Below are 26,906 nucleotides of genomic sequence, written 5' to 3'. Positions count from 1 at the left end.
AAAGTTCATTGATGAACAACAAACAAAGGATAAAAATGGCTAGAAATACGATGATGGATTTTTTGTCCAATAAACTTGCGCCGTTTGGTGAAAAAGTCGCAGCACAACGGCATTTGAAAGCATTGCGTGAAGGCGTGCTTATGGCAATGCCTCTTGTACTTATTGGTTCCATTTTCACATTAATTGGAAGCTTCCCTATTGAAGCGTGGACCAAATGGCTTCACACACACGGCGAATTAGATGCTTTACTTAGCACTATGGCAAACAATTCCTTTGGATTAATCGGTCTAGCAACCGCATTTGGAATTTCATACAGACTTGCAGAATCATACAAAACAGACGGACCTTCTGCAGGAGTTCTTGCAATCGGCGCATTCCTTCTCGTAACTCCACCAATCGCAAGCAAAGAAGGAGCAAACGGCATTCCTTACGGACTTATTGGCGGAAAAGGTTTATTCACAGCAATTGTTATAGCCTTCATAACCGCAGAAATATATCGCCAGTTTATTCAACGTAAATTCACAATTAAAATGCCAAAAAGCGTTCCAGAAGCTGTTGGACATTCGTTTGCAGCACTCGTGCCAGGAACAGTAATAATTGTTCTATTTGCAATAGTAACAAAAGTTTTGCAAGTCACAGGAATTGGCAGCCTCAATAATCTTCTCGCTATTATAGTTGGAACTCCATTAGCTCTTATTGGTGCAACACTTCCAGGAACATTCGTTGCCGTACTCCTAAACTCCGTATTCTGGTTCTGTGGCGTAAACGGCGGTCAAGTTGTTGGTTCTGTTATGAACCCAATCTGGCTTCAGCAAGCCGACGCCAATCGTATTGCTTTGCAAGCTGGTCACGCGCTTCCTAACATCATCACTGCACCGTTCATGGATTTGTTCGTGTACATGGGTGGCGGCGGAGCAACAATCGGTCTTGCGCTCTGCCTTCTCTTCTTCTCAAGGAGCCGCGAATACAAAACATTGGGTCGCATTTCAGGCATACCAGCATTGTTCAACATCAACACTGCTATCCTCTTCAGCTTCCCAACCGTTCTCAATCCTATTATGATCTTCCCATTCATCTTTACGCCTATCATCAATGCTGTAGTAACATACGGCGCTATGGCAACAGGATTAGTTCCTTACACCACTGGTGTCGCACTACCATGGACGACTCCACCAATCATCGGCGGATTCCTTGCTACAGGAAGCTGGCAAGGTGCTATATTACAAGCACTGCTTGTAGTACTATCCTTTATAATCTACTTCCCATTCTTCAAGGCAGCAGACGCAGCTCATTCTAAGGCTGAAAAGGATTTAATGGATAGCAAGAACAGCGCTACTTCTAAGGAGGATTAATTAACATGTTGTCTAAGACACTATATGTTCAAGCTAATCCTAATACTGGTGAATTTATTTACAATGAGATGGAACGCCTCTGCAAAAGAATGTTTGGCATGAAAATAACGCCTGCAAGCACACTAGAAGAGGCAGATTTCAAGCTTTTATCCGACGAGCAGAAGCAACGTGCGAATCTAAAAGATGCTTTTAGCTTGAAAGTGACTAGCGCAAAAATCTCAATTCACGCTAATACAGATGTAGCACTATTAATTGCCGTTTACAGGTTTGCTTACGAGTTTGGAGCAAGATTCCTAAGACCAGGCAGAAGCAACGAAATACTACCTTCTCTTAGCGAAGAAGACTTTGAAAAGGCAAATATTCAACTTGATGAAACGGCAAGTTTTGCTCATAGAGGCGTATGCATCGAAGGAGCCGACAAGATTGAGAACATAGTCGATTTCATTGATTGGCTTCCTAAAATTGGCATGAATAGCTTCTTTATACAATTTGAAAACCCTTACCCATTCCTCAAACGTTGGTATGAGCACGAGTTTAATCCGTATCAAGAGAAAGAGCCATTCAGCATTGAGATTGCGCAACAAATGAGTGATTCTGTTGATGAAGCAATGCACAAGCGCGGTATTGTTCAGCATAGAGTTGGACATGGTTGGACTGGTGAAGTTCTAGGATACTCCTCAAAATACGGATGGGAATCAGGCGTTAGTCTTCCAGAAGACAAGAAACCACTAGTAGCCGAAATTGCAGGGAAACGAGAACTGTTTAACGGCGCTCCAATATTAACGAGTCTAGATTTTGCAAATCCAGAAGTAACTAAGCAACTTGTTGATATTGTTGTATCGTATGCTCAAGAACATTCAGACGTAGATTATCTGCACGTATGGCTGTCTGACGCTTGCAACAATATTTGTGAATGTGAAGAATGCAAAAAGACATTCCCTTCCGATCAGTACGTTGATTTTCTTAACGCGCTTGACAAAAAACTTACGGAAAAAGGTTTGGACACTCATATTTGCTTCTTGCTTTACCACGAATTATTGTTTGCACCAGAGCATGCGAAAATTGCTAATCCAGAACGTTTCACCATGATGTTTGCACCAATTAGTAGAACGTTTGAAAAAAGTTACGCAGACGTTGACTACAAGAATGGTATTCCACAAACTGAAGCCTACAATCGCAACAATACAGTTATGCCGAACTCGCTAGAAGAAAATCTAAGCTACCTGTTTTCTTGGAAAAAAGCCTTCCAAGGAGATGGATTTGTGTACGATTATCCACTCGGACGAGCACATTATGGCGATTTAGGATACATGGCTATAAGTTCAACTATTTACCGCGATATTGCACATCTTAGTAAGTTAGGATTAGATGGATACATTTCTTGCCAAGAGCTTCGAGCAGGATTCCCACATAATTTCCCTAATTATGTTATGGGATCCATGTTGTGGAACAATACGCGCACTTACGATGATATAAAGCAAGAATACTTTGCATCACTGTATGGCAATAGTTGGAAAACTGCTGTAGATTGGCTGCAAACCGTTTCTTACCTTTCTTCATGCGATTATTTCAACGCCATTGGTGAAAGAATTAATCTAAAGCAAAGCGAACAGTTCAATGCCATTGCTTGCCTAGCGGACTCAATGGTAACAACTATTTCTAAACAGATAAGTAATGAAACTGGTCACATTGCTAACGAATGGTTGCTTCTCTCTTGGCATCGTGAATACGTTAAGAAACTTTCCCAAGCATTGCGAGAAATTTCTTGCGGACACAACGAACAAGCCCAACAATATTGGTACGAATTCCTTGATTTTATTAGAAGGGAAGAAAACAATATTCAACCGAATCTTGATGTTTACAGAGTAATCGAAGTAGCTAAAAACTACGCTGGATTCAAGCTTTAATCAAAAATAATCCAAAAGATCAATAAATTACCATTAAGAAGTGCCTTTGATTGTTTCTACAGGTTGAAAAACAAGTAGAGACTTTCAAAGGCACATTTTGTTTATATATTATTTGTTTATACGTTATATGCTATTTATGCACAATATTTATACACAATCTTTAAGGCGATACTACTTAAGGCATACACCATTTAAGGCAGATACTACAAAATTCGCTCACCACTTGATGACGGTACAGCCGAAAGAGAGCGCGGAGCAGCAAAACCACGTTTTGCAAACTCATCAGCAATAGCCTGAGCAATCGGCTTAGCCCTATTAGTATCAACTAAAGCAATAATGGAACCACCAAATCCGCCGCCAGTCATGCGAGCGCCATAAGCTCCCTCATTGCGAGCCACATCAACAGCAGTATCGAGTTCTGGAACAGTAACCTCATAATCATCTCTTAATGAATTATGTGACTGGTTCATCAATTCTCCCGCAAGAGTAATGTCTGTTTTATGGAAAGCCTCAACAAACTCTCGAACGCGATTTATTTCCGTAACAACATGACGCACTCTTCTCATCATTGTTTCGCCACCAAGTTTCTGCACTCGATTAAGAGTATCTTGTAAAGTCTGCTGTGAATCCTCACTATTAGAAATAGAATCAGCAACAGCACGCAAAGATGACACATTAAGCGCTTGAGCAGCCTCTTGACACATCATTCGACGAGCAGCATATTGACCATCATTAAGCTGATGAGGAGCGCAAGTATCTACAACCAGTAGTTCTAGATTATTCGCCGCCAAATCAAACGGCTGCTGGCTCACGCTTTGTAATGGCGTCAAATCTTTCTTGCAGTCCAACAGAAGCGCATTACCTTCAACACATCGCAAAGAAGCATTTTGATCCAAGCCTCCAGTTGAAGCTCCAGCCATTTCATTCTCTGCCATAATCGCCGCATGAATAAGCTGCACGCGCCCAACATCCGAATCAGATAATCCTAAGTCAAATGCATCACTTAAAGCGAGCGCAATAGAACATGTCATTGCTGCAGAAGAGCTTAAGCCTGATCCAAGCGGAACGCATGAAACAAACGCAGCATCAAAACCACGTACCTTTAAGTAGCCTGCTTTACGCAATGCCCACGCCACTCCAATAGCGTATGCCGCCCAACCTTTTACATCTCCAGCATGTAGATGATCAAGATCCGCTTGTTCGATTGACATAGGGTTAACGCTTGAAACTACTCTAACTTTTGTGTCTCTTCTAGGATGCAACGCAACAAAAGTGCGATGCGGAAGAGCGATAGGCAAGCATAATCCTTCGTTATAATCCGTGTGTTCACCAATAATGTTTACTCGTCCAGGGCTTGCCCATACTCCACCATTATCTTGCAAACGCATTCTGCAATATTCGCCAAAAGTCTCGCTGAATAGTGATGTTGCTTGTCTGGCACCATCATCATTCTTCACTGCTTCAATAAATGATACTGGCATAATAGCACTCCTTTGTACTCACAAATCATAATAACATTTAATATTACTAATATAGTTAATAACATTATCCTAATTATCCTAATTATCCTAATTATCCTAATTATCCTAATTATCCTAATTATCCTAATTATCCTAATTATCCTAATTATCCTAATTATCCTAATTAGCCCAATTATCCCAACTATCTTAACTAGTCTAAGTCAACTGCACCGAGTTCATGGAATCGTTGTGCGATAAGTTCTGGCGTAGTATCTGAAACCCACGCAGCCATACCAGACTCAGATCCAGCCAAATACTTGATTTTGTTAACATCTCTGCGGAATGAGAAGAATTGCAAATTAAGACGATAATTTTCACGACGAGGGTCATGCAATGGGGCTTGATGCCATGCTGCAATATATGGAAGATCCATTCCCAATCCATCTCCCTTATCGAAGAATGCGTTTCCGCGACGCAATAATGTTGAATACATTTGTGCCAAATCCCAACGCTCTTGGTCATCAAGCTGATCCAAAGAAAGAACATCTCTAACTGGAGCAACATGCACCTCTAGTGGCCAGCGCGCTGCAGCTGGAACATATGCCACCCAACTGTGATTTCTCATTACAATGCGCGAAGCATTATCAATCTCTGAAAGCATTAAATCTTTCAACAAATTACTGCCAGTGCGTTCAAAATAAGCTTGAGTATGTCGCAATTCTTGCTCAAGTCTAGGCGCAATAAACGGATAAGAATAAACCTGACCATGAGGATGAGCTAAAGTAACGCCAATTTCTGCACCATGATTTTCGAATGGGAATATTTGTTCAATGCCATCAATCTGGCTAATTTCAGCCGTTCTAAAAGCCCACGCCTCTACTACAGTTCGCAAACGAGATACTGGCAATTGAGCCGGTAACATATTTTCGTCTGGTCCGAAGCAAATCACTTCACAACGACCAGCTGCAGGAGCCTGTTTCCATAGTGGATTGCCATTAAGATAATGAGGTTCACGGCTTACACCAGGAACTTGAACCATGGATGGAAAACGATTTTCAAAAACCACAACATCGTAATCAGTGTCTGGAACTTCCCCATCTTGATATGCAGAACCAGGTTTGCGAGCGGCAAGCGGATTGCCCTTAGTAAGCGCTCCAGGGCCAGCAGTGATTGGTCTATTCATGCGCGCTGTAGACATAGGAATCCAGTCTCCAGTAAGAGGATCTTGACGCATTTGCGGAGCTGCATACTGCACTTCATTACCATCCGCATCAATATGCGAGGCAAACCTATACGCTAATTTTCGAGGATCTTTCAATTCGCGCGTTTTAAGACCGCTAACATAATCTGGGCTATCATCAAGATAGAAAAAGTCACGACCGTCAGACAATTTCGTTGCAGTAATGCGAATATGATTGCGAGCATACTCTCCTTGCTTATATGACTTATAAGAATTATAAGAATATTCGCCATTATTATTATCAGTAGCATTCTGATGATTTTGAACGTCGTTAAGTCCGTCGCCAAGTCCGTCATTAAATCCGTCATTGATGTCTATGTTCATATACACCTTTGTCCTTTTGATTTTAAATCTTTTGCTATGTTGTTATTTTGTATTTATTATTTTGTTTCTTTGCTTTTGCAAAGGTAAATCCACAACGACTCCTAAACAAAAAGCACATCTCAACTCTCAGAAAATGTTACTTTTTGTAACATAACGAGCGTTCTTGATGCTATTCTATCATATAATTGTGTACTTTGAGGGCATTTTATTACATATTTTGCAAAAATTCGCACTAAATAACTCATAGACGAAACATTACAAAAAATAACAATCCACCATTTACTAACACAAACTCAGGGTCTGCAGCGCATTCTACGATTAAGACTATGCCAAACAACATTAACGAGCTTATGGAAGCGCTAAACGAGACACAGCAGCAAAGCGAAAAAACGCCACTCAGCCAATCCTTCCTGCTCGGTTTCGACACAGAAACAACGGGCGCAATTCTCGGCGAAGACTCCATTTGTTCAGCAACTCTTGTGCTCAGAAACCCACAAAATAAGACTCACAATGACGTGATAGCAACCTGGTTAATAAACCCGCACAAGCCAATTAATCCAAAAGCAAGCCAAGTCAACGGATTTACGGACGAGTTCCTACAAGAAAACGGTGGGGAACCAACGGCGGAAATCGAAGCATTGGCTGCGGCGGTAAGCCTCGCGCAGAGCAAAAATATTCCACTGCTTGCATACAACGCTCCTTTCGACGTTGAAATGCTAAGGCATGATTTAAAAAAATGGGATTTAACAAGCCTGAACAATCGCCCGAATAGCACAATCAACGATGGAGAAATTCTTGTAGTAGACCCATTAGTTATAGACCGCGCTGTTTCTAAGCGCACAGGCAAGCGAACACTTACGCATACAACACAATTCTACGGCGTAGAGCCAATAGGAGACTTTCACGACGCAACAGCAGACACTGTAGCCGCAGTAGACTTGATTAAGCCTATAAGCGAATTACATGAAGATGTTGCAAATCTTGAATTATGCGATTTAATGACATGGCAACGCAAAGCGTATACAAAGTGGAAAAACAGCTTCGACGAGTGGCTAAAATCCAAAGGAAAACCAGCTAGCAGCGGAAACTGGCTATAATTCAAAATCAAGAGGAACAAAATGAGCGAAAAAACAAATCTTCATCTAAACATGCTAGACGCAAGCACAATTTTAAAAAATTACAGACTTCTACGAGAAATTATCCAAAAACTCCCACAGACCAATACTGAACACTCAGACGAACAAAACAACTGCATAGAAAACAACATAGAAAACAACGATTTCGTGCATATTCGCAACGAAATCTGGTCTATGAACGCGGACGATTTTAAAAACTACAAAAAAACATACAACCACATAACATACGATTCACGAGATATTAAGAAAAACACTCTTCTGTTCATTAAAGGCAATTTTAAGCCAGAATATCTTAAAGACGCTGATAAAAATGGCTTAACTACATACGTTGCCGAGCAAAGTTACGCGGATTACACCAATGCAGTAGGACTTATAGTAACAGACGTTCGTAAAGCAATGAGCTTGCTTTCATCAGAATTCTTTGGAAACCCGCAAGAAAGACTTAGAGTTATTGGAATTACGGGAACAAAAGGAAAAACAACAACAGCTTACTTCACTCATGCAATTTTAAACGAACATTCTGAAGGCAAAGCAGCCCTATTCTCCTCCGTTGACAATTGCTTAGATGGAAAAACATATGTTGAATCTAATTTGACTACACCAGAAAGCCTAGACGCATTTCGCATGATGAGCCAAGCCGTAAAAAACGGTATGAAATACCTAGTCATGGAAGTTTCATCACAAGCATACAAAGTAAACCGAGTATACGGACTACACTTTAATGTGGCAGCATTCCTAAACATAAGCCCAGACCACATAAGCCCAATAGAACACCCAACTTTTGAAGACTACCTGTATTGCAAACGCCAAATCGTAAAAAACACTGACGCGCTTATACTCAATGCAGACTGCGCTCACGCAGACTTAATACTCCAAGACGCACAAAACGAATACGTGGACGTCACAACATTTTCAAGAGTACGAAAAGAAGAAATGGGCGAAAACATATGCAACTGCCCAGAATGCAGCGATAATTCAGACATTCACCCTTACGAAAAGAGCGAAAAATACCCAGAACTTATTTGGACAAAATATGTAGCAATGCCAGTTTCATCAGACGCGCAAGAACATTATGTTGCTGTTTTAGACAACGAAAGCAAGAAAAACAAAAAACAATTCGTACCTAATTACACAACTATAGACAAATTCAATCTAAAAATCGCAGGCGACTTTAACTACGAAAATGCCACTGCAGCAATTGCAATAGCAAACGCATTAGGCATAAACGAGAACACAGATCGAAAAGCCCTACATGCTATAGAAAACGTTCAAATATCAGGGCGAATGGAAGTCTTTAAAGACACAGAATCCAATACAGTTGCCATAGTAGATTACGCACACAACTACATTTCCACAAAATCTGTTATCGACTTCGTATACGACAAATACGGTAACAATGATCTTAGAATCACGCTTGTAACAGGATCCACTGGAGACAAAGCCGTTGACAGGAGAAAAGAAATAGTTCAAGCTGCACAAGATCGAATCAGCCAATTTGTGTTCACTCAGGAAGACACAAATGTCGAAGACGAAATGGACATTTGCAAATACATGCAATCTTGCGTAACCAATACAAACGTTGAATCGCGAATTATTATAAACAGAGCTGAAGCTATTGAGTACAGTGTCGAAGACGCAAGAAAAGATGCGAGAGAGAACAACAGACTCAACATAATACTTGCTATCGGAAAGGGCGACGAACGCTGGATAAAGGTGCACAACAAGCATGTTCCTTACGAAGGAGATTCGTTTATTATTAAACGCTTATTCAGCTAAGCACCTCTCTTTAGCTAAGCACCTCTCTTTAGCTAAAGTCAATTCGCAATGTTTGGATGAATATTAGCGCGCTGATCCTTAGGCTTCTTTAAGTCTGGATTAACGCGCTCAATAAGCATAGTTCGAGCGTCGCCAGCTGTAACAAAACTGCCGCAAATCAACACTCCATGTCCGTATCCAACTCCAAGCTCATCGTCTTCGTCAACAAGATTCACAGCTTCTTGAATAGCGTCTGGAAGATCGTCAACACGAATCACTCGATCTCTGCCAAATACGTTAACCGCAATCTTCTCCAAATCTTTTGGATCCATAACGCGATCACGCCAAGAGTTACGAGTAACAATAATATTCGTTAAAATCGGCTCAAGAACACCCAAGTATTCTTCAACTTGCTTATCTGCCATCATTGCCACAACGCCAATAAGCTGCTCAAAATTATAATTCTCCTCGATTGTTTTACGAAGCGACTCAGCAGCATTAACATTGTGGCCGCCATCAATAATAATTGTCGGAGAAGTGCGCACTTGCTCAATGCGCCCAGGAACATTAACTTGGCTCAAAGCCTCGGCAACCAAATCGCCATCCAAAGCGCCATTTACAGGCAGAACAACCTCCGCAGCAGCAAGCGCCGCAAGCGCATTATGAGCCTGATGCACACCAAACTTGTCAATCGGAACATCTTCATAAGTTCCAAAAGGCGTGCGCAAAGTGGCAACTTGACCACCAACAGCTGGAGTGCGCGAAATAACATCTAAATCGCCATCCCCATCGTATGAATCGCGTAAAAGCTTGGCATTATTGCGATTTGCAACCTCTTGAATAATTGGCAAAACTTGCGACTCATGCGGCTGCGGACCCAAAATCACAGTGCAATTTGGCTTAATAATACCAGCTTTTGTGCGCGCAATCTCTTCAACCGTGTTTCCAAGCCATTGCATGTGATCCATATCTACAGGACCAATAATTGCAGCATCCGCGTTCATAACATTAGTGGCATCCCATTCGCCACCCATGCCAACTTCCATCACGGCAACATCTACAGGAGCGTCGGCAAAAGCCCAAATCGCCATGGCTGTAAGCACCTCAAAAAAGCTCATGCGCGGTTTGCCATCGGCGTCCATGCGAGCGTCAACCATGTCTATAATGTCTTTCATTTGATCATACACGTCAACGAACTGGTCGTCGCTAATTTCCTCACCATCAATCATGATTCGCTCATTTATGCGCTGCAAATGCGGAGAAGTGTAAAGACCCGTGCGCAAACCGTATGCGCGGCAAATCGCCTCCGCCATGCGAGCCGTGGATCCCTTGCCATTGGTGCCAGTAATGTGAATTACGTGCATCGATTGCTCTGGATGCCCCAAAATATCAAGGATTAGGCGCATTCTGTCTAAATCAAGATTCGTCTTATTATGCTCTGGAGCGCGTCGCATGATATCACGCTCAACGTCAATAATGCGCTCACCGCTACTATTTGGATGTTCCATAGACATTTTGTTTGTACTCCCCCTGATTTAACTCTCGCCATACGCTGTGTTCGTTATATGCGACATTCTTATGCTCATTTTTCCAACTATCTAGATTAGTAACTGTAGTGTTTTTGTTAGTGCGTATCGGCGTGTCGAAGTAGCGACACACTACAAATTCGTTAGATTTATCTCACTCATGAGGCATTTGTAACGCTTTTTGGCTCAAATTCGTTATATTTGTCTCGCGCATAATGCAAATATAACGCGAGCGATACGCCTCGCGCACCGCGAAAAATCTCAAATCTCCACCATGCTCGGTATCGCGCAAACGACTTTATAGCGCGTTATAAATTTCTGCAATAGTGAAAAATGTTACAAATCATACAAAAAATTATCCAAAAGGCGTGTTAGTGGAAACTAAATGGTAGAGTACTCGATGTCGTTTCCGCCCAGGCTGCGTAGGTCAAGAAACGATTTTAAAGAAATTACAATACGCAGCATCTAGTAGTTAAGGGACTCTTATGAGTGATATTTTCAATAATGAATCAAATAATGAATCAAATTACACGCAATCCAGCACGCCTATAACAGACAAATCTCAAAATCAAGAAGAAGTTACGCCTACAATAATTAGCAGTCTTCGCTGGCGAGTGGCAGATATATCACTTGGAGCTGCTTTAGCTGCTTTGTTTGGTGTAATCTACTGGGGCTTTACGATTGTGTTCTTCTCCCAGATTTCACCTATTTTGCGAACGGTTTTGCCTGGTTTTGGAAGCATTTTGCATGGCGTTTGGTACATGTCTGGTCCTCTTGCTCTTCTTTTGATTCGTAAGCCTGGTGCTGCGATTTATGTTAATGTTCTTGGTGCTGTATTCGAAAATATTCTTGGTCAACAATTCTCCGCATTCATGGTTCTTGCTTCTGCCGCTTTACAAGCTGTGTTTAGCGAAATTCCTTTTGCGATTGCCAAATATAAGAAGTATAACCTTACCTTAAGCGTTATTGCTGGTGGTCTTACAGCTATTGAATATGGTATTTATTTGATGTTCGTAATTTACCAAGGTAAGTCTGTAAATTATCTAACAATTCACATGATTTGTGAGTTTATAAGCGGTATTGTGATTGCTGGAATTATTCCTTGGATTTTGTTCGTTGCAGTTCGTAAGACTGGAGCTTTGAGTAATTTCGCTTCTGGAAGAGGACAAGCTACAGTAGCATAATTATTTGCGCTAAAACAGCTGGCGACCAAACTAGCGACTAGATTAGCCAGACCAAATAAGCATTCATTGCAATACGCATTGTATATAAATCGTGTCGCATAGCGTGTTAAACGTTTATGGGTGTGTGCTAATCTAGTCGTTGCTGACTTTGTTAGCGTGGGGCTTTAGCTCAGTCGGTTAGAGCAGCGGACTCATAATCCGCCGGTCCAGGGTTCAAGCCCCTGAGGCCCCACTAGAAAAATAGAAAATAGAAAATAAAACAGTAAAGCTTCAACTCGTTTGATTCTTAGGATTATCCTAATTCTTCTTACAAGTTGAAGCTTTTTGTTTATATTCTTACAGCCTATAGCCCTGCTTTAGCAAGATAGTCTGGGATTTCGCTCGGATATTCTGGCCACGCTCCAGCCTGAGTGCAGACATACGCAGCAGTGTTAATCGCAGCACGATGCGCGTCTTTAAGCGAATCGCCAGCCAAAATCCTTGCAGTAAAAGTACCAGAGAACGAATCGCCAGCGCCAACTGTGTCATTAACTTCCACATGAGGGGTCGGATATGTGGAGCTTTCTCCCGTCTTAGTAAAGATTGTGCTAAAAGTAGATCCGCCAGTCAAAATCACATAATCCAAGCCGTAGCGCGCCTGGAACCATTTGCAAGCCTCATTGTCTGAAGTTTCGCGAATATTGAACATGTCTCTAAGAAGAAGCAGCTCAGAATCGTTAAGCTTAAAAACAGTAGCCTCTTTGAGCAGAGCATCAATTAAATCTTTTGAATAATGATCACTACGAATGTTAATGTCAAAGAACTTCATGGCGTTTGGCTTAGTGTGCTTTAAAAGCTCCAAAACAGTGTCGTGCGTTTCTTGCGATCTTAAGCTAAGAGTGCCAAAGCAAATCGCGTCTGCTTTGCTAACAAGGTCTACAAGTTCTCGCGTATAAACAATATGGTCCCACGCAATGTTTCGCACAATCGTGTATTCTGGAATGCCATTTTTAAGTTCCACATCTACTGTGCTAGTTGGCCAAGCATTGCGCTGAATAACGTGCTTGATCCCTGCTTTTTTAACTTCTTCAACAAGTTCATCACCGAGAGAATCTTCTCCAACCGCACTAATAACATAGCTTTCTGCTCCATTGCATTGCGCGTGATACGCAAAGTTGGCTGGAGCACCTCCAACTCGTTTTCCTTGTGGGAGCAAATCCCACAGTAGTTCTCCAAGCGAAAGAACGATTGGCTTAGTCATTATATTCCTTTCAAGAGCATCAATGATTTTGGCTACAACTTGTTGATTCAACATTTTTACCCGCAGCACGCCGATAATAAAATAATGCTGTTATAACAAAGCGATATAACAACATTATTGCGTTAAGATTAGATAAATTGGGTCTTTAGGATTTTGAACTTTACAACTCAACGGTTAGTTGCCACTTTTCCGCCGAAATTATAAGAAAAGTGGCACTAATCTCATCGAAAAAAGTTGCCCTGCTGCGCGTTACTTTGACGCGCGCTGAGCCATCCAAGCCTCTACATCATCAATCTGCTTAGGAATATCGATAGAAAGCCATTCAGGACCATTCTCCGTCATCAAAACATCGTCTTCAATGCGGATTCCAATTCCGCGCATTTCTGGCGGAAGCATAAGATCGTTGGCAGCAAAGTACAAGCCAGGCTCGATTGTGAAAATCATTCCTGGAGTAATCTTCGCACCCTGATACGCCTCGTAGCGAGCTTGAGCGCAATCGTGAACATCCAAACCCAAGTGGTGAGCAACACCACACGCATGCCAGCGGCGATGCTGCTGACCTTGCGGCGAAAGTGATTCTTCAACGCTAACCTTTAGAATACCCCACTCGTGCAAATGCTCTGCAAGCACGCGCATGCAAGCGTGGTGAATATCGCTGTAAGTGGCGCCTGGCTTAGCAGCCTCAAAACCAGCTTGCTGAGCGTCGAGAACGCACTGGTAAAGCTTCTTTTGCAAATCCGTGAACTTGCCGTTTGTTGGGAAGGTTCGCGTAATGTCTGCAGTGTAAAGGCTGTTGACTTCTACGCCTGCATCAATCAAAAGAAGATCCCCGCTAGAAACCACGCCCGTGTTGCGCATCCAATGCAAAATTGGAGCGTGCTTTCCAGAAGCAACAATCGTATCGTAGCCAACCTCGTTGCCAACTTCTCGAGCAACGGAGTTAAAAGCACCTTCAATCATGCGCTCAGAATGCTCTTTGCCTAAAGCTTGAGGTAAACGCGTAAGCATGCGATCAAAGCCTAACTTTGTAGAAGCAACAGCTTTGCGCATTTCACCAATCTCGTAAGCATCTTTAAGCATACGAGCTTCGGCTGCTACTTCATGCAACTTATCGTCTGCGGCAATATTTGCATCTTCGTCGCTAAATCCGCTCGCTTCTCTTAAAGCATCTACACGTGCTGTTAAATCGGAGTCCGCTTCTCGCACAATTCGCACACGCACGCTTTCGGCAGAGCTATTATCGTCGCTAACGTTTTTTGCGATTGCTTCATCAAGCTCCGCAATATCACGCGTTTCAATGCCTGTCATAGCCTTAAGCTCTTTAAGTCCTGCGCGAGGACCAACCCAGTATTCGCCATAGTGTGGGTCTTTGTAGAATGCGGCAGTACTATTGTCTGCGCGTGGGGCAACAAATAGCTGAGGAACGTGTGTTTTGCCAGCTGCTTCCTCGTCGCTGCATGCTTGCACTGGTTCAAGCACAAGCACGGCACCAGCTTCATAATCTTGACCCAAGCCAGTGTAGTATGCGAACGTTGTGTCTGGTCTAAAAGCGTAGTCGCAATCGTTATTGCGTACTTTTGGCTGACCTGCTGGGATAACAAGGCGCTCGCCTGGGAATCTCTTGCCAAGCGCTTCTAGACGCGCTGGCGTGTACTTTGAGGACTCAAGCGGTTCGATTTGTGGCTCCTGGTTATCCCAGCCACTGGTCATAAACTCTTTAAAGGAGTCGCTGTTTGGGCGCAAAGATCGATTGTTTACGCGGTCTTGCGCTTTCTGCGTACCATCCGCATTAAGCTGCTCGCCATGTATTGTTGGTGTTGATTGACGCATATCTTCTGCCATCTTGCGACTCCTTGATTTTAATATTTAATCAACTTAATCTTTAATCAACTTAGATTCAATCTACATCTTCTTATTTTCTTATTAGGAATGTACATTGAACATCGCCATTAACTTGCAAAAGACTAAAGCGAAGCGTTGTAATGCTGCACCTTAAGCGTGCGACGAGAAGAATCGAGCTTGCCGAGAACCATGCGACACAAAGCCTGATCCGCATCCTTATGCTCATCAAGCCATAGCTGTCCGCGCTCAACTAACTCGTCTACATCCGCATAATTTGGATACAAGCCTTCAATCAAAGTTTCAGCCATGTGGAATGTGCGATTCTTCCAAATCCACTCAACTTCAGCAAAATAGCGCTCAACATAAGGCTTAACTAAATCTCCTTTAGCAGTGCTTGCAAAGCCAGCAACCACAGCACCCATTTGCATATTAGTCAAATCGAGATTGCGCAAAGCCTGTTCAAAAGCCCAATCCTTAGCTTCTGCAGTTGAACGAGCCGCATGAGCTTGATATGCGTATTCGCGATTCTCAGTCGTGTCGCGCTTTTTAAGTTCCGCGTCAATTCCAGCTTCGTCCAAAGCGTTCACACCTGCGAGCGCAATAAGAATGCTCCAGCGCAAGTCGTTGTCGATTTCCAAGCCTTCCAAACTCACGGAACCGTCAAGTAATCCGTTAGCTACGCGCACAAACTCAGCATCTCCAACTTCGCCGTAGCCAAGATAAGCCTTGAGCAACTGGAATTGCTCGTCGGAACCTGCAGAAGCTGCCAAAGCCAACTGCCAGAGTTCGTGAGCTACATGCTTTGCGACTTCTGCTTGGCGCTCTGGAACAACGTAGTGGCTTGCAGTTACCTTTACTTGACCAAGAGCATAGCGGAAAGTAGTTGATTCGCGCTCGGTGGCAAAGGCTTTAAGGCTGAGTTCCACGAAGCGTTCTGCTGGGAATTCTGCGTCTCGAGTCATATCCCACAATGCGAGCCAAATAAGCGAGCGAGTCAAAGAATCCTTAAAGCGGTAAAGATTTTCTGCGGCAAATTCAAGCGACTTTTCGTCGAAACGTAACTTTGTGTAAGTCAAGTCGTCATCGTTTACAAGAATAAGCGCTGGCATTTTTTCGCCGCGAGCTTCAACAACTTCCGTCACTTCGCCGTCAACATCTAGTTCGATTCGCTTTGTGCGCTTAATTTCGCCAGTTGCTTCATCTACATTGTAGAATCCAACAGCCAAGCGGTGTGCGCGCAAAACTGGATGCTCTTCTGGCGCGCTCTGGCGCAAACGCAAGGAAGCAATAGTGCCGTCACCTGCTTCTTCGACTTCGGTGGAAATCGTGTTAATTCCAGCTTTTTCAAGCCACTGAGCACTCCAAGCCTTAAGATCGCGTCCGCTTGTAAGCTCCAACTCGTGCAATAAATCAGCCAAAGTTGCGTTGCTGTATGCATGCTTGCTCAAGTAATTGTGGATTCCTTCAAAGAACTTTTCGCGACCAACGTACGCTACGAGTTGCTTTAATACGGAAGCGCCCTTTGCGTAAGTGATGCCGTCGAAGTTAACGGAAGTGTCGTTCAAATCGTTGATTGGAGCAACGATTGGGTGGGTTGTTGGAAGCTGATCTTGATTAAGCGCCCAGCTTTTTTCGCCGGAGTTGAAAGTGCTCCAAGCGTCATGCCATTCGGTTGCTTCAGCAGTTGCAAGAGTAGACGTAAACTCAGCAAAAGACTCGTTAAGCCACAAGTCATTCCACCACTTCATTGTTACGTAATCGCCAAACCACATGTGTGCAAGCTCGTGCAAAACTGTTACAACGCGGCGCTCAGCATAAGCGTCCGTAACCTTGGATTCAAACACGTATTGGTCGCGAATTGTAACCATGCCAATGTTTTCCATAGCTCCAGCGTTATATTCTGGCACGTAAATCTGATCGTACTTTGCGTACGGGTATGGCACTCCCCAAGTCTTAGCGTAGAAAGCAAAACCTTTCTTCGTAATATCGAACAAGTAGTCAACGTCTTTTGCAAAAGCGTCTTTAAGCGCCTGACGGCAATACATTGCCATTGGCACTACGCGACCGTCTTCGTTGTTGTAAGACGTGTGCCATTCTGCGTAAGGTCCTGCGCAAATCGCAGTTAAGTAGGAGCTCATTTTTGGAGTTGACTCAAACACCCAGCGCTTCATTCCTTCTACAGCGCCATTTTCCAAAGTGCCGTCTTCCGTCTCGCGGCCTTCAATCGCAGTTTCGCTCTTAACTGGCATGTTGGAAGTCACAATCCAGCTTTCTGGAGCATCCACGCTAAAATCAAAAACAGCCTTCAAATCTGGCTGATCAAACACTGCGTAAACGCGGCGAGCGTCCGGAACCTCGAACTGAGTGTACAAATACACGTTGCCGTCGGAAGGATCCACGCTTCTGTGCAATCCCTCGCCCGTGTTGGAATATTGGCAGTTTGCTACAACTTCTACGGTATTATGCTCAAGCAGATTTGCTAGCTCAATTCGGCTGTTTGCAAAAACCTCAGAAACATCAAGAGATGCTCCATTGAGCACAACTGATTCAACGCTGTTTGCAATCAAATCGAGGAAGCTTGTTCCACCAGCTTTAGCATCAAACTCAATCTTTGTGTGCGACTTAAAATCGCGTCCCCCTTTGCCTAAATCAAGCGCAACATCGTAGTGAATTGGCATTTGAATTGCGCTAAAACGTTCCGCTGCTTCTACGCGAGTCAGATTTGCTCCTGGCATATTTACCTTCCTTTTTCTTATTTTCCTTTATATTTTCCTTATTCTTGATTATTTTCTGAAATATTTGCTACTACTGGCACAATCATTGGCTTCCTACGCAACGCACGCGCAATCCAACTTCCAAGCGTTCTTCGCATAATCTGCTGAAGCTTATACGTGTCTTTCTCGCCGTGCATCATGGCATCTTGAAGCTGGAAAACAATTTGAGATCGAACTTTTTCAAAATCAGACTCGTCTTCTGCAACAGCATTCAAGTAGATTTTTGGACCAGCTACAACATCTGCGCTATCTGTATTTACCACTATAAAGCTAGACACAAATCCTTCTGTGCCAAGGATTCTGCGCTTTTCCAGCTCTTCGTCTGTAAGCTCGCCAACGGAATCGCCATCAACATACACGTATCCGCATGGCACAGATCCAACAACGGCGGCGTTTCCGTGGTACAAGTCCACAACATCTCCATCTTCCGCCAAAACAACATTTTTAGGATCCACGCCTGTTTTAACAGCAATCGAACCGTTTGCCACAAGATGCCTGTGTTCGCCGTGAATTGGCATAGCGCATTTTGGCTTAACAATGTTGTACAAGTAGAGCAACTCACCCTCATTGCAATGACCAGAAACATGAATCGCAGCATTATCTTTGTTGATTACGCGAGCGCCCATTTGTACAAGCTTGTTGATTACTTTGTAAACTTCATGCTCGTTTCCTGGGATTAGTGAGCTTGCAAGAATTACGGTATCAAGCTCATTAACTGTAATATCTTTGTGTATTCCGTCTGCTATTCGCCCAAGAGCTGCCATTGGTTCGCCTTGAGATCCTGTGCACATATACACAAGCTTGTCGTCTTGAATATCTTTTGCTTGCTTTAAATCTACAACAGTATTTTCTGGAATATGCAAGTAGCCGAGATCTGCCGCAATAGACATATTTCTAACCATTGAGCGCCCAACGAACACAACTTTTCGACCATACTTGTGTGCAGCGTCTACGACTTGCTGAACGCGGTGAACATGGCTAGAGAAGCTTGCGACGATTATTTTGCGAGTGGCTTCCGCAAATGCACGATCCAAAGCTGGTCCAATAGTGGTTTCTGGCTTAACGAATCCTGGAACCTCGGCATTTGTGGAATCCGCCATTAATAAGTCAATTCCCTGTTCGCCAAGCTTTCCGAATTCAACTAAATCAGTAAGCCTATGGTCTAGTGGAAGCTGATCTAGCTTTATATCTCCCGTATCAATAAGCGTTCCTGCTGGCGTTTTTACACACACTGCAAGAGCGTCTGGAATGGAGTGTGTTACGCTAATAAACTCCAAATTAAAAGGACCTATTTTTAGCTTGTCTCTGCCTTCTACATGAATCATTTTTGGGTTGATTCTGTGTTCTGCACATTTTGCTTCAACAAAAGCGAGTGTTAATTTAGATCCGATTAGAGGAATGTCTGGACGCATTTTTAGCAAATATGGCACGCCACCAATATGGTCTTCATGTCCGTGCGTAAGTACCAGAGCATCTACTTTATCTAACCTGTTTTGAATGTAGTGAAAATCTGGCAAAATCAGGTCTACGCCCGGCTGCTCTTCTTCTGGGAAAAGCACTCCGCAGTCTATAAGCAGAATATGACCGTTGTATTCTATAACGTTCATATTTCTTCCGATTTCGCCCAATCCGCCAAGTGGAACAATTCTCATTGACCCCTTGCGATATTTTGGCGGAGCGATTAACGCACCATCGCGCTGATCGTTTACCACTGGTGGAAGCGCGTTTTTAACTATTTTAGAACTTTTAGAACTTTGCGTATTTTTGATTTTTTTGCTTGCTTTCAAAGATTCGATATTGTTATCGTTAATCTTGTTATCGCTTGTTTTATTGCTTTTTTTACTTGTATTAGTTGTTTTTTCTTTTTTCACAGTTTTATTTGACTTTTTATTCGTTATTTTTGAAGGTTGGGAGGTTTTTACAGAGTCTACAATTTCTGCAAGAATCTCATCCGTCAATTGCATCGTTGTCTTACTCATCTAATCCATTGTAGCGTTACGCCTCAACGGATTAACACTTAAAAATATGAAGCAAATCGCTTTGAATTTGTCGTAAATAACCTATAAAGCTAAAGCTAAAGTCAAAATGTTAAAGCGTGTGTTGAAACGTGTGTTAAAGCGTAAACTCTAATGCTTACCGTATTTTTTCCAAATCTTGATTCCGATGCCGATTAGTACTACAACGATTGCGAAAATCATTGAACCTAAAATTGCGGAGCCTGATTGAATGTCAGCAAAGCCTGCTGCTGCGAATAAATCTGAACCAAACATTACACACCTTCTAAAATTCTTGTTTATTGTTTATTGTTTTGTTATAAAAACCTATTATTCCTAATTCTACAATACTTTTTTGCAAAAGATAATACTCCGAATTGCCTTCGTGCTACGCTTTAAACACTCAGACAGGTTGTCGCGCTTAGAGCGTAGCACGCAAGGGTAATTCTCTGTTTGCTGTTGCGAGATATGCGGATTCGTTACATTTGTATTATCGGTGAGGCATTTGTAACGCTTTTCGGGTCAGATTTGTTATATATGTCTCGCGCATGAGATATTTGTAACACTTTTGGCTAAGATTTGTTACATTCGTCTCGGTGATGAGACATTTGTAACGTTTTTTGGCTGTGGCATATACCCCTTTTAGTATGAAAAGCGTCAGTGTTGTTTGCGTGTTACAATAATCCACCCAATTGACGCGATTGGAATTGCAACAAGCGTAGAAATCCACGGAACCATCATTCCGCCGTGCGAACTCCACGCGTCAATCGCAAAGCCCGCGACCATTGATCCAAGAGAAGCGCCAGTTGCAGATGCCGTTGGCAGCCACGATAATCCTTCGGTAAGCGAGTGCTCAGGAATCGTGTCTTTAACAATAAGATTTCCAGTTGCAAAAATCGGAGAAACACATAGTCCGCTTAAAAGCTCAAAAATGCTTAAAAGCACGAGTCTATCTAAGTTAATGTTCATAAGAATAAAGCCAATAGTAAGAAGGCTTAAAAACACGATTAGATGAGACCAATTAGATCCGCGGAATTTGTGCGAACCAAAAATAACAGCTCCAACTAAAGATCCGCATGCAAACAGCGCAAGTTGCAAGCCGATTAATTTGTCTAATCCTTGCGCGCGCATTGCTGCAGTAACAGATACGTCAAAAGCGCTAAAACTCATATTAAAAACAAGGAACATAACAACAAGTGGTATGATTCCGCGGTAAAGAAGAACGTTTTTAGGCTTCTTCTTACGATTTTTGTTTTTGAGTTGTTTAAGTGAAAGCCTGTCTATAAGCTTTGTAGTGTTGTTGCTTTTATGTGTGTTTTGTACGTTTTCGCTTTGCTCGCTTATTGCATTTTGCACGTCTTCGTCGTATTTAGGCGCGCTTTCTACTTGCACGATTTTAATAACCGCTGGCTGTGTGTTTTTAAGTGATAAGAACCACGCTCCACCTAGTCCACTTGCTAAAACCGGCACAAAAAGTTGAGATACAGGGTGAACGCTAGTGGCAAGCCATGCTGCAAGAATTGGTCCGAAAATAAACACAATCTCGTCAATTCCAGATTCAAGCGCATATGCAACGTTTAGTAACGTATCGTCGCTTTGACTTTTAAGTGTGTATGCCCAGCGCGTTCTAACAAGCGCGCCGAACGCAAATTGCGTAACTCCCATTAAGATTGCAAGCACAAAAAGTATTGGCAAGGGTACACGTATTAGCGCTGCAACAGCAAAAGATAGCATAGCTACAACTTGCGCGCTTAGAGCAAGTGTTCCAACTTTTCTTTGACCAAATCTATCAAAAAACTTTGCATATAATGGCGTTACGGCTGCTTGTGATAGCACGTATGCGGCACTCATAGTGCCTGCAATAGTCCAATTGTTGTAAATGTGGTTTAGTGCAAGAACGATTCCTAAACCCATCATCGAAATAGGCAGCCTTGCTATTGCTCCAGATATGCAAAACGCTCGCGTTCCTTCAAAAGAGAACAATCTTGCATAATTTGACATAGGCGAAGACTTTTGCTGCGCCGATTTCGATGACATATTCACTTCCCTTAAAATTTGTACGCGTTTAACGTGCTTAACATGATTGATTTTTGAGTATCTTTCTAGTCTACATTATGGCGTCAAAGTTTGCAGATTGATGTTTTGATTTTCCCGTGTTTGTTCCCTTTTTGATCGATTGGGGAAACAAAAGCGGGAAAATCGTTCGCGCATTATGCAGATCGAAATCGTCGATTCGAACGTTAATCCATAGGTATTTGATAAAATCGCATTGAAAACTTGATACCCCCCCCCCGTAGAGCTGTATACTATTTTCGTATGAAGCAAGGTTTAAAAAAGATCGCAATGGAAGCGAACAAAAAATTGCGATTCTCGCACAAAATCTTGTTTAAATAGCAGAGTCTACGATTTTAATCATTAGAAAAGAGGAGAGGTTAGTTATGAACGCTAAGCTTGCCGTAGCAATATCTTTAGGCGCAAGTTCTCTTGCATTATTCGGCATGGCAGGTGTTGCCAACGCTGAAACAGTTACTCCACCAAATTCTGATACCAATACGCCACCTGTTGTACAGGCTCCACAACCTGGAAACACAAATCCTGGTGGCAATTCAGGTAGTCAAAATCCTCAACCTGGAAGCACAAATCCTGGAAACACAAATCAAGGTGGTAATTCTGAGCAGAATCAACCTGGCAGCACTCCTGCAGTCCATCAAGGCGGTGGAAATAGCGAGGGAACGAAGCCAGAAGAAAAGAAAAATGAAGCTGCAGAACAAGCTATAAAGGATGCAAAGTCCAAGAGTGAAGACGCTCAAAAAGATGTAACTACAGCAGACAATGAAGTTAAGCAAGCAAACGAAAAGGCAACTGAAGCCAAGAACACTGCCGAAGAAGCTCAGAATGGTTTAAATGCTGCTAACAAGTCAAAAGATAAAGCAGATAAAGAAAAGACCGAAGCTGACAACAATTTAAACGCAGCTAACAATGAAGTTAACGCCAAAGAGAAAGTAGCTGAAGAAGCTGCAGGCGATGTAGCTGCAAAAGATAAGGCTTTAAAAGACGAGCAAGCTAAGCAGACTGCAGCTGAAGAAGCAAAGAAGAAAGCCGAGAACGAACAGGCTGCGGCTGAAGAAGAAAAGAAAACCGCTGAAAATAATGTTACTGATAAAAACACAGCTTTAGAAAAAGCAAAAGGAACTTTAGAATCTAAGCAAGACGAGAAAAACGATTACGACAAAAAATTAAAGGAAGCACAAGAAAAGTTAGAAAACGAAAAGAAGGAACAAGCTCGTTTAGATGATATAGCTGATAGAGCCAAAACAAAACAAGAACAAGCAGATCTCGCTGTTGAAAATAACAAAAAAGAGCAGCAAGAAAAGCAAAATAAGATTGATGCTCTAAATAATCCGACTACTACCACTAACGAAGAAGTAGAAAGACTTAAGCGTGAAGCATCTGAAGCTGAACAAAAAGCTAAAAATGCTAAGGCAGATGAGGATAAGAAAGACAAAGAAGCTAAAAATAAGCAAAACGATTTAGATAACGCTGGAAAGAATCTCAACTCAGCAGAAGACGCGCTTGAAAAGAACCCAGACGCTAAGAAGTTGAGCGATACAGAAAAAGCTGTGAAAGACGCTAAGAATGCTGCAGATGAAGCTGCTAAAAATGCTTCTACAACTACAGCAAACTTTGATGGATTCTTGGATTATGTGATTAAAACTTATAAAAATTCTACTAGCAAAGAAGATAAAGCTCTTCTTGCAGACGCTCAGCGCGCTAAGCAGATTTTGAACGGTGAAAGAGTTGAAATCATGAAGCAAGTCCAGAACGGAGACAAAACAGAAAATGTTCTAGACCACGTTATAGAAGTTCCTATGTGGTATAAGGATCTTGTAAAACTCGGTAAAGTTGGCGGCGCGGATTCATTGCAAAATATGAAGGAAGCTGCAACTTACTACGAGGCACTCAACAAGTTACGCAAAGAAGATAGCGATAAAAACAGCGCAAGTACTGAAGACAAAGCAACTTTGGGCGCTGTTAACGTGCGTCTTAGCTTGATTGCAGAGTCAATTGTAAACTCCTTCTATTCTGGTGCAAATCATGATCATGCAATAAACCACCCTGGTTATAAGAGTAGCGAAGTGATGAAAACTAACCCGTACAATGCTACAGAAAATCTTGCGTGGGGCAATTACGACGGAGACTCTAGCGAACATAAGAATCAGGAGTATGGAAGTTGCCATATAACAGAAAATGGCAATACGTCTTGCTCTGTAGATGCTGAAAAATATAACGCTCTTAGCGGCTGGTATACGGTTGAAAAAGAGCGTTACGACAAGGCTGTTGAAGGAACGTTTGTAACTGGCGAAAAAGGTAGTGAAGTAACTCATAAGATTTCTGATGCTGGTAAAAAGGTTCTTAAAGAACATCGTTATGATTTGGGTCGATACATGCGGCAGAATCCAGATACTAAGTTGTTTGAGTCTGCTGATGATAATAGTAAACTCAAGGGCATTTTCTTGGAATCTGTGGGTCATTACACGAATTTTGCTAGCAAAGATATTACTGCTGGCGGATTCGCTGAAAGCGACTTAAGCTTGCAAGAAGTTACAACAACAACCACAGTAAACGGAAAGTCTACAGTTAGCAAAGAAGATGTTGTAGGAGATGTAGCTGTATGGCACGGAAGCAACGAATCTTCGATTAGCGTTGCTAAATATAAAGAGCTTCTTGCTAATTACGAGAGTAGCCTTGGTGAAAGCGCTAAGGCAGAGTTGCAAGAGAATGACGCTATAAACAAGCTGAATGCTGAAGCAAATAAAGCAAACTACGATTTGTTTGTTAAAAAGTATGAGCTTCGTAAATTGCATTATGACTTGAACATGAGCGATGCTAACAACTTAGACGCTGCAGATGCCGCTAAACCTGAAGCTGGTTTGCAAGATCAGGAAAAGAACGCACTTGATGTTCTTAAGCAAAAAGCTCAAGAACTTGTTGCGTACTATAGCCAAACTGATGTAACGTGGGCAGCTACGCAAGAGACTGTTAATCGACTTCTTAGTCAAGCAAAATCTGAAGTGAAAAAAATAGAATCTAAAATTACTAATATTACTAATTCAATAAGCACTGCTGATTCCAAAAAATCTGAAGTAGAAAAGCTTAAGACTGCTGTTGCAAAAGCAAATACGGAGTTTGAAAAGGCTAAAACTGATGTTCAAGAAGCAAATAAAGCTTTAACACAAGTTCAAGAAACAGCTAATAGGTTAAATACTGAAGCTACAAGTGCGCAGCAGAAGTATAAAGAAGCTGAGCAGAAGGCTCAGACTGCAGCTCAGCAGACTAGTGAAGAGCGCAATAAGCAGATTCAAAATCTTCAAGGTGAGCTCGATCAGCTGAAAGAAAAAGCCAAAACTCTGGAGCAGACTGCTAAACAAGCTAAGACAGCTGCTGATGCAGCAAAAAATGATGCTCAACTTCAAAAGAATAAGATTGATGGAGAGTTAACTCAGGCTGTTACACAAGCTAAGCAGAAGGTTAATCAAGCACAGCAGGCTGTTCAAGATGCAATCAAAGCTAAAAATAGTGCTGTTGAAGCTCTTGAGGCAGCAAATAAGAAGGTTACTGCGTTAACTGAAAAGATATCTGGATTTGCTGCAGCAATACAAAAGCACGACAATGAGATTAAAGCTGCTAAAACAAAGGTAGCAACTGCTCAGAGCGATCTTAAAACAGCAAAACAAAAGCAAACTAGCGCTGAAACTGAGTTTAAGAATGCAAAACAAACAGCAAAAGAAAAAGCTGAAGCTGTTAAGACTGCTGAACAAAATGTAGAAAAAGCAATTGCTGCTATTAGTGCTGCTAAAGAATCTGTTAAGCAAGCTAAAGATAAGGTTGCGCAAGCTCAATCTGCTCTTGCAGCTGCTAAAACTAAGGTTACACAAGCTAAAACAAAGGTTGAGTCTTATAAGACTGAATTCGCAGCAGCCGTAGCTGCTCTTCCTGAACAAGTTCGAGTGACATATCAGGCGAATTTTGCTGCTGTAACTGGTAACTTTACAACAATGCTAGCAACCCTTAACTCTTGCTCTACTACTTTGAGTTCTGCTACTAGCACGTTGCAAAAATCAGCAGAAAGCCTGTCCAAGGCTGTTCCAGTACCAACACCACCTACACAACCAGTAGTACCTGCACCACCAGTGGTACCGGAACATCATAATGAAGGTGGTTCTAATACCAACACTGGCAGTGGAAGACAAGAGCAAAACACTGAATCAGGCAATGCTAATCAAAATACTGGTTCAACTAGTGCAACGCAAAATAACACTAGCAGCAGTACGAGCAACAACACGAGTTCTAGCGAATCCTTCGAAAACTACTACAACCAGTATCTTGCAGGATACGCAAACAACTTGTTCGGAAATGAGCAACTCGGATTCCACGCTGCTATTCCAGCTGCACAATCGCAAAGCGCAAACGATGCTAACGGCGCTAACGGTGCAAACGCTCAAAACGCTCAAAATGCTAATGGCGTTGCAGCGAATAATGTTGCAGGCGCAGCGCACGCTAACACTCTTAGCGCAAGCAGCGCTAACCGCATAGCAGCTGCTCTTGCATCTGGCGCTAAAGCTGCAGCTAAGGATCTTGCTAAAGCACAAGATGCTGCTAAGGATTCTGCTGCTAATAGCGAGTCCAATAATGATAATGCAAAGAACGATGCAAAGGATTCTGCAAAGAGCAAGTCTAAGAGCGAATCCAAGAATGATTCCAAGAGTGAATCTAGTGAATCCAAGGATGAGTCTAAGAACGCTCAAGCTTCTGGCGGCACACAAGACGGCGCGCAAAGCGCATCCAACAACACTACGCTTAAGGTTGTTGCAGCTCTAGCGGCTGTTGTTGCAGGAATCGCAGCAATCGGAGGCGGCACTTACTTCGCTCGCCATCGTCGCGCATAATCAAAACTAAAAAACAAAAATAAAACCGCGGTTAACTGGTCTTATAATTGACTAGTCTTCCGCGGTTTTTTGTATCTGCACACGATCCCGCTTTTTGTAGCTCTACACACGAAAATCAGCAACAAAATGCGGAAAAACGACGCACTTTGTAGCGATTTACGGCGTGTCGAACAACAAAACCCGTCACATCGTTCACACGGATTAGCCGCGCGAACGTCTTCGCTC

Annotated in this window: 15 protein-coding genes and 1 tRNA gene; 7 read left to right on the top strand and 9 right to left on the bottom strand. The window is 42.5% G+C overall.

What is annotated here, in order from left to right; translation table 11 throughout:
* Positions 1-35: 35 nt before the first annotated feature.
* Positions 36-1,352 (top strand): PTS sugar transporter subunit IIC, encoded by a 1,317-nt coding sequence (locus P0106_RS03130; RefSeq protein ID WP_014554396.1) that lies wholly within the window; start codon positions 36-38, stop codon positions 1,350-1,352.
* A gap of 5 nt (positions 1,353-1,357) precedes the next feature.
* Positions 1,358-3,259, top strand: coding sequence for a DUF4838 domain-containing protein (locus P0106_RS03125; RefSeq protein WP_014554395.1), 1,902 nt, complete (start codon positions 1,358-1,360; stop codon positions 3,257-3,259).
* A gap of 203 nt (positions 3,260-3,462) precedes the next feature.
* Here the strand turns inward: P0106_RS03125 and galK are convergent, their stop codons facing one another.
* Positions 3,463-4,740, bottom strand: coding sequence for a galactokinase (gene galK / locus P0106_RS03120; protein WP_075038673.1), 1,278 nt, complete (start codon positions 4,738-4,740; stop codon positions 3,463-3,465).
* Between the two features lie 190 nt (positions 4,741-4,930).
* A complete protein-coding gene (gene galT / locus P0106_RS03115; protein ID WP_473730431.1) occupies positions 4,931-6,283 on the bottom strand; it encodes a galactose-1-phosphate uridylyltransferase in 1,353 nt (450 codons plus the stop codon).
* Positions 6,284-6,609: 326 nt separating this feature from the next.
* Here galT and P0106_RS03110 point away from each other — a divergent pair, with 326 nt between their 5' ends.
* Positions 6,610-7,380 carry an exonuclease domain-containing protein gene (locus P0106_RS03110; RefSeq protein WP_004113025.1) on the top strand — a complete coding sequence of 257 codons (771 nt, stop codon included), beginning with the start codon at positions 6,610-6,612 and terminating at the stop codon, positions 7,378-7,380.
* Positions 7,381-7,401: 21 nt separating this feature from the next.
* On the top strand, positions 7,402-9,195 hold the full coding sequence (locus P0106_RS03105; RefSeq protein ID WP_415706715.1) for a UDP-N-acetylmuramoyl-L-alanyl-D-glutamate--2,6-diaminopimelate ligase: 1,794 nt from the start codon (positions 7,402-7,404) through the stop codon (positions 9,193-9,195).
* A gap of 38 nt (positions 9,196-9,233) precedes the next feature.
* Here the strand turns inward: P0106_RS03105 and P0106_RS03100 are convergent, their stop codons facing one another.
* Positions 9,234-10,688: a bifunctional folylpolyglutamate synthase/dihydrofolate synthase gene (locus P0106_RS03100; protein ID WP_473730430.1), complete on the bottom strand. Its 1,455-nt coding sequence runs from the start codon at positions 10,686-10,688 to the stop codon at positions 9,234-9,236.
* Positions 10,689-11,185: 497 nt separating this feature from the next.
* Between P0106_RS03100 and P0106_RS03095 the strand changes: the two genes are divergently transcribed.
* On the top strand, positions 11,186-11,884 hold the full coding sequence (locus tag P0106_RS03095; protein ID WP_473730429.1) for an ECF transporter S component: 699 nt from the start codon (positions 11,186-11,188) through the stop codon (positions 11,882-11,884).
* Between the two features lie 158 nt (positions 11,885-12,042).
* A tRNA-Ile gene (locus tag P0106_RS03090) sits at positions 12,043-12,116 on the top strand.
* A 111-nt stretch (positions 12,117-12,227) separates the two neighbouring features.
* Here the strand turns inward: P0106_RS03090 and P0106_RS03085 are convergent.
* The 6 genes from P0106_RS03085 to P0106_RS03060 form a co-directional block, all read right to left on the bottom strand.
* Entirely contained in the window at positions 12,228-13,124 is an 897-nt protein-coding gene (locus P0106_RS03085; RefSeq protein WP_032841172.1) for a carbohydrate kinase family protein, read from the bottom strand.
* 249 nt (positions 13,125-13,373) lie between these two features.
* Positions 13,374-14,954: an aminopeptidase P family protein gene (locus P0106_RS03080; RefSeq protein WP_473730458.1), complete on the bottom strand. Its 1,581-nt coding sequence runs from the start codon at positions 14,952-14,954 to the stop codon at positions 13,374-13,376.
* 134 nt (positions 14,955-15,088) lie between these two features.
* Positions 15,089-17,701 (bottom strand): aminopeptidase N, encoded by a 2,613-nt coding sequence (gene pepN / locus P0106_RS03075; protein WP_473730428.1) that lies wholly within the window; start codon positions 17,699-17,701, stop codon positions 15,089-15,091.
* 38 nt (positions 17,702-17,739) lie between these two features.
* Positions 17,740-19,719, bottom strand: a complete 1,980-nt coding sequence (locus P0106_RS03070; RefSeq protein WP_004114505.1) for a ribonuclease J — start codon at positions 19,717-19,719, stop codon at positions 17,740-17,742.
* Between the two features lie 147 nt (positions 19,720-19,866).
* Positions 19,867-20,010, bottom strand: coding sequence for a hypothetical protein (locus P0106_RS03065; protein ID WP_004113042.1), 144 nt, complete (start codon positions 20,008-20,010; stop codon positions 19,867-19,869).
* Between the two features lie 381 nt (positions 20,011-20,391).
* A complete protein-coding gene (locus P0106_RS03060; protein ID WP_004113044.1) occupies positions 20,392-21,771 on the bottom strand; it encodes an MFS transporter in 1,380 nt (459 codons plus the stop codon).
* Positions 21,772-22,172: 401 nt separating this feature from the next.
* Here P0106_RS03060 and P0106_RS03055 point away from each other — a divergent pair, with 401 nt between their 5' ends.
* Positions 22,173-26,681: a hypothetical protein gene (locus P0106_RS03055; RefSeq protein WP_473730427.1), complete on the top strand. Its 4,509-nt coding sequence runs from the start codon at positions 22,173-22,175 to the stop codon at positions 26,679-26,681.
* The last annotated feature ends 225 nt before the right edge of the window (positions 26,682-26,906 follow it).

The sequence above is a fragment of the Gardnerella sp. c11Ua_71 genome (genome assembly GCF_055818025.1).
This window is presented reverse-complemented; position numbering and strand designations above follow the sequence as displayed.

Excerpts from the sequence above, each read along its gene's own strand:
- P0106_RS03130 (WP_014554396.1), top strand. The coding sequence starts at position 36 with ATGGCTAGAAATACGATGATGGATTTTTTGTCCAATAAACTTGCGCCG.
- P0106_RS03125 (WP_014554395.1), top strand. The coding sequence starts at position 1,358 with ATGTTGTCTAAGACACTATATGTTCAAGCTAATCCTAATACTGGTGAA.
- galK (WP_075038673.1), bottom strand. The coding sequence starts at position 4,740 with ATGCCAGTATCATTTATTGAAGCAGTGAAGAATGATGATGGTGCCAGA.
- galT (WP_473730431.1), bottom strand. The coding sequence starts at position 6,283 with ATGAACATAGACATCAATGACGGATTTAATGACGGACTTGGCGACGGA.
- P0106_RS03110 (WP_004113025.1), top strand. The coding sequence starts at position 6,610 with ATGCCAAACAACATTAACGAGCTTATGGAAGCGCTAAACGAGACACAG.
- P0106_RS03105 (WP_415706715.1), top strand. The coding sequence starts at position 7,402 with ATGAGCGAAAAAACAAATCTTCATCTAAACATGCTAGACGCAAGCACA.
- P0106_RS03100 (WP_473730430.1), bottom strand. The coding sequence starts at position 10,688 with ATGTCTATGGAACATCCAAATAGTAGCGGTGAGCGCATTATTGACGTT.
- P0106_RS03095 (WP_473730429.1), top strand. The coding sequence starts at position 11,186 with ATGAGTGATATTTTCAATAATGAATCAAATAATGAATCAAATTACACG.
- P0106_RS03085 (WP_032841172.1), bottom strand. The coding sequence starts at position 13,124 with ATGACTAAGCCAATCGTTCTTTCGCTTGGAGAACTACTGTGGGATTTG.
- P0106_RS03080 (WP_473730458.1), bottom strand. The coding sequence starts at position 14,954 with ATGCGTCAATCAACACCAACAATACATGGCGAGCAGCTTAATGCGGAT.
- pepN (WP_473730428.1), bottom strand. The coding sequence starts at position 17,701 with ATGCCAGGAGCAAATCTGACTCGCGTAGAAGCAGCGGAACGTTTTAGC.
- P0106_RS03070 (WP_004114505.1), bottom strand. The coding sequence starts at position 19,719 with ATGAGTAAGACAACGATGCAATTGACGGATGAGATTCTTGCAGAAATT.
- P0106_RS03065 (WP_004113042.1), bottom strand. The coding sequence starts at position 20,010 with ATGTTTGGTTCAGATTTATTCGCAGCAGCAGGCTTTGCTGACATTCAA.
- P0106_RS03060 (WP_004113044.1), bottom strand. The coding sequence starts at position 21,771 with ATGTCATCGAAATCGGCGCAGCAAAAGTCTTCGCCTATGTCAAATTAT.
- P0106_RS03055 (WP_473730427.1), top strand. The coding sequence starts at position 22,173 with ATGAACGCTAAGCTTGCCGTAGCAATATCTTTAGGCGCAAGTTCTCTT.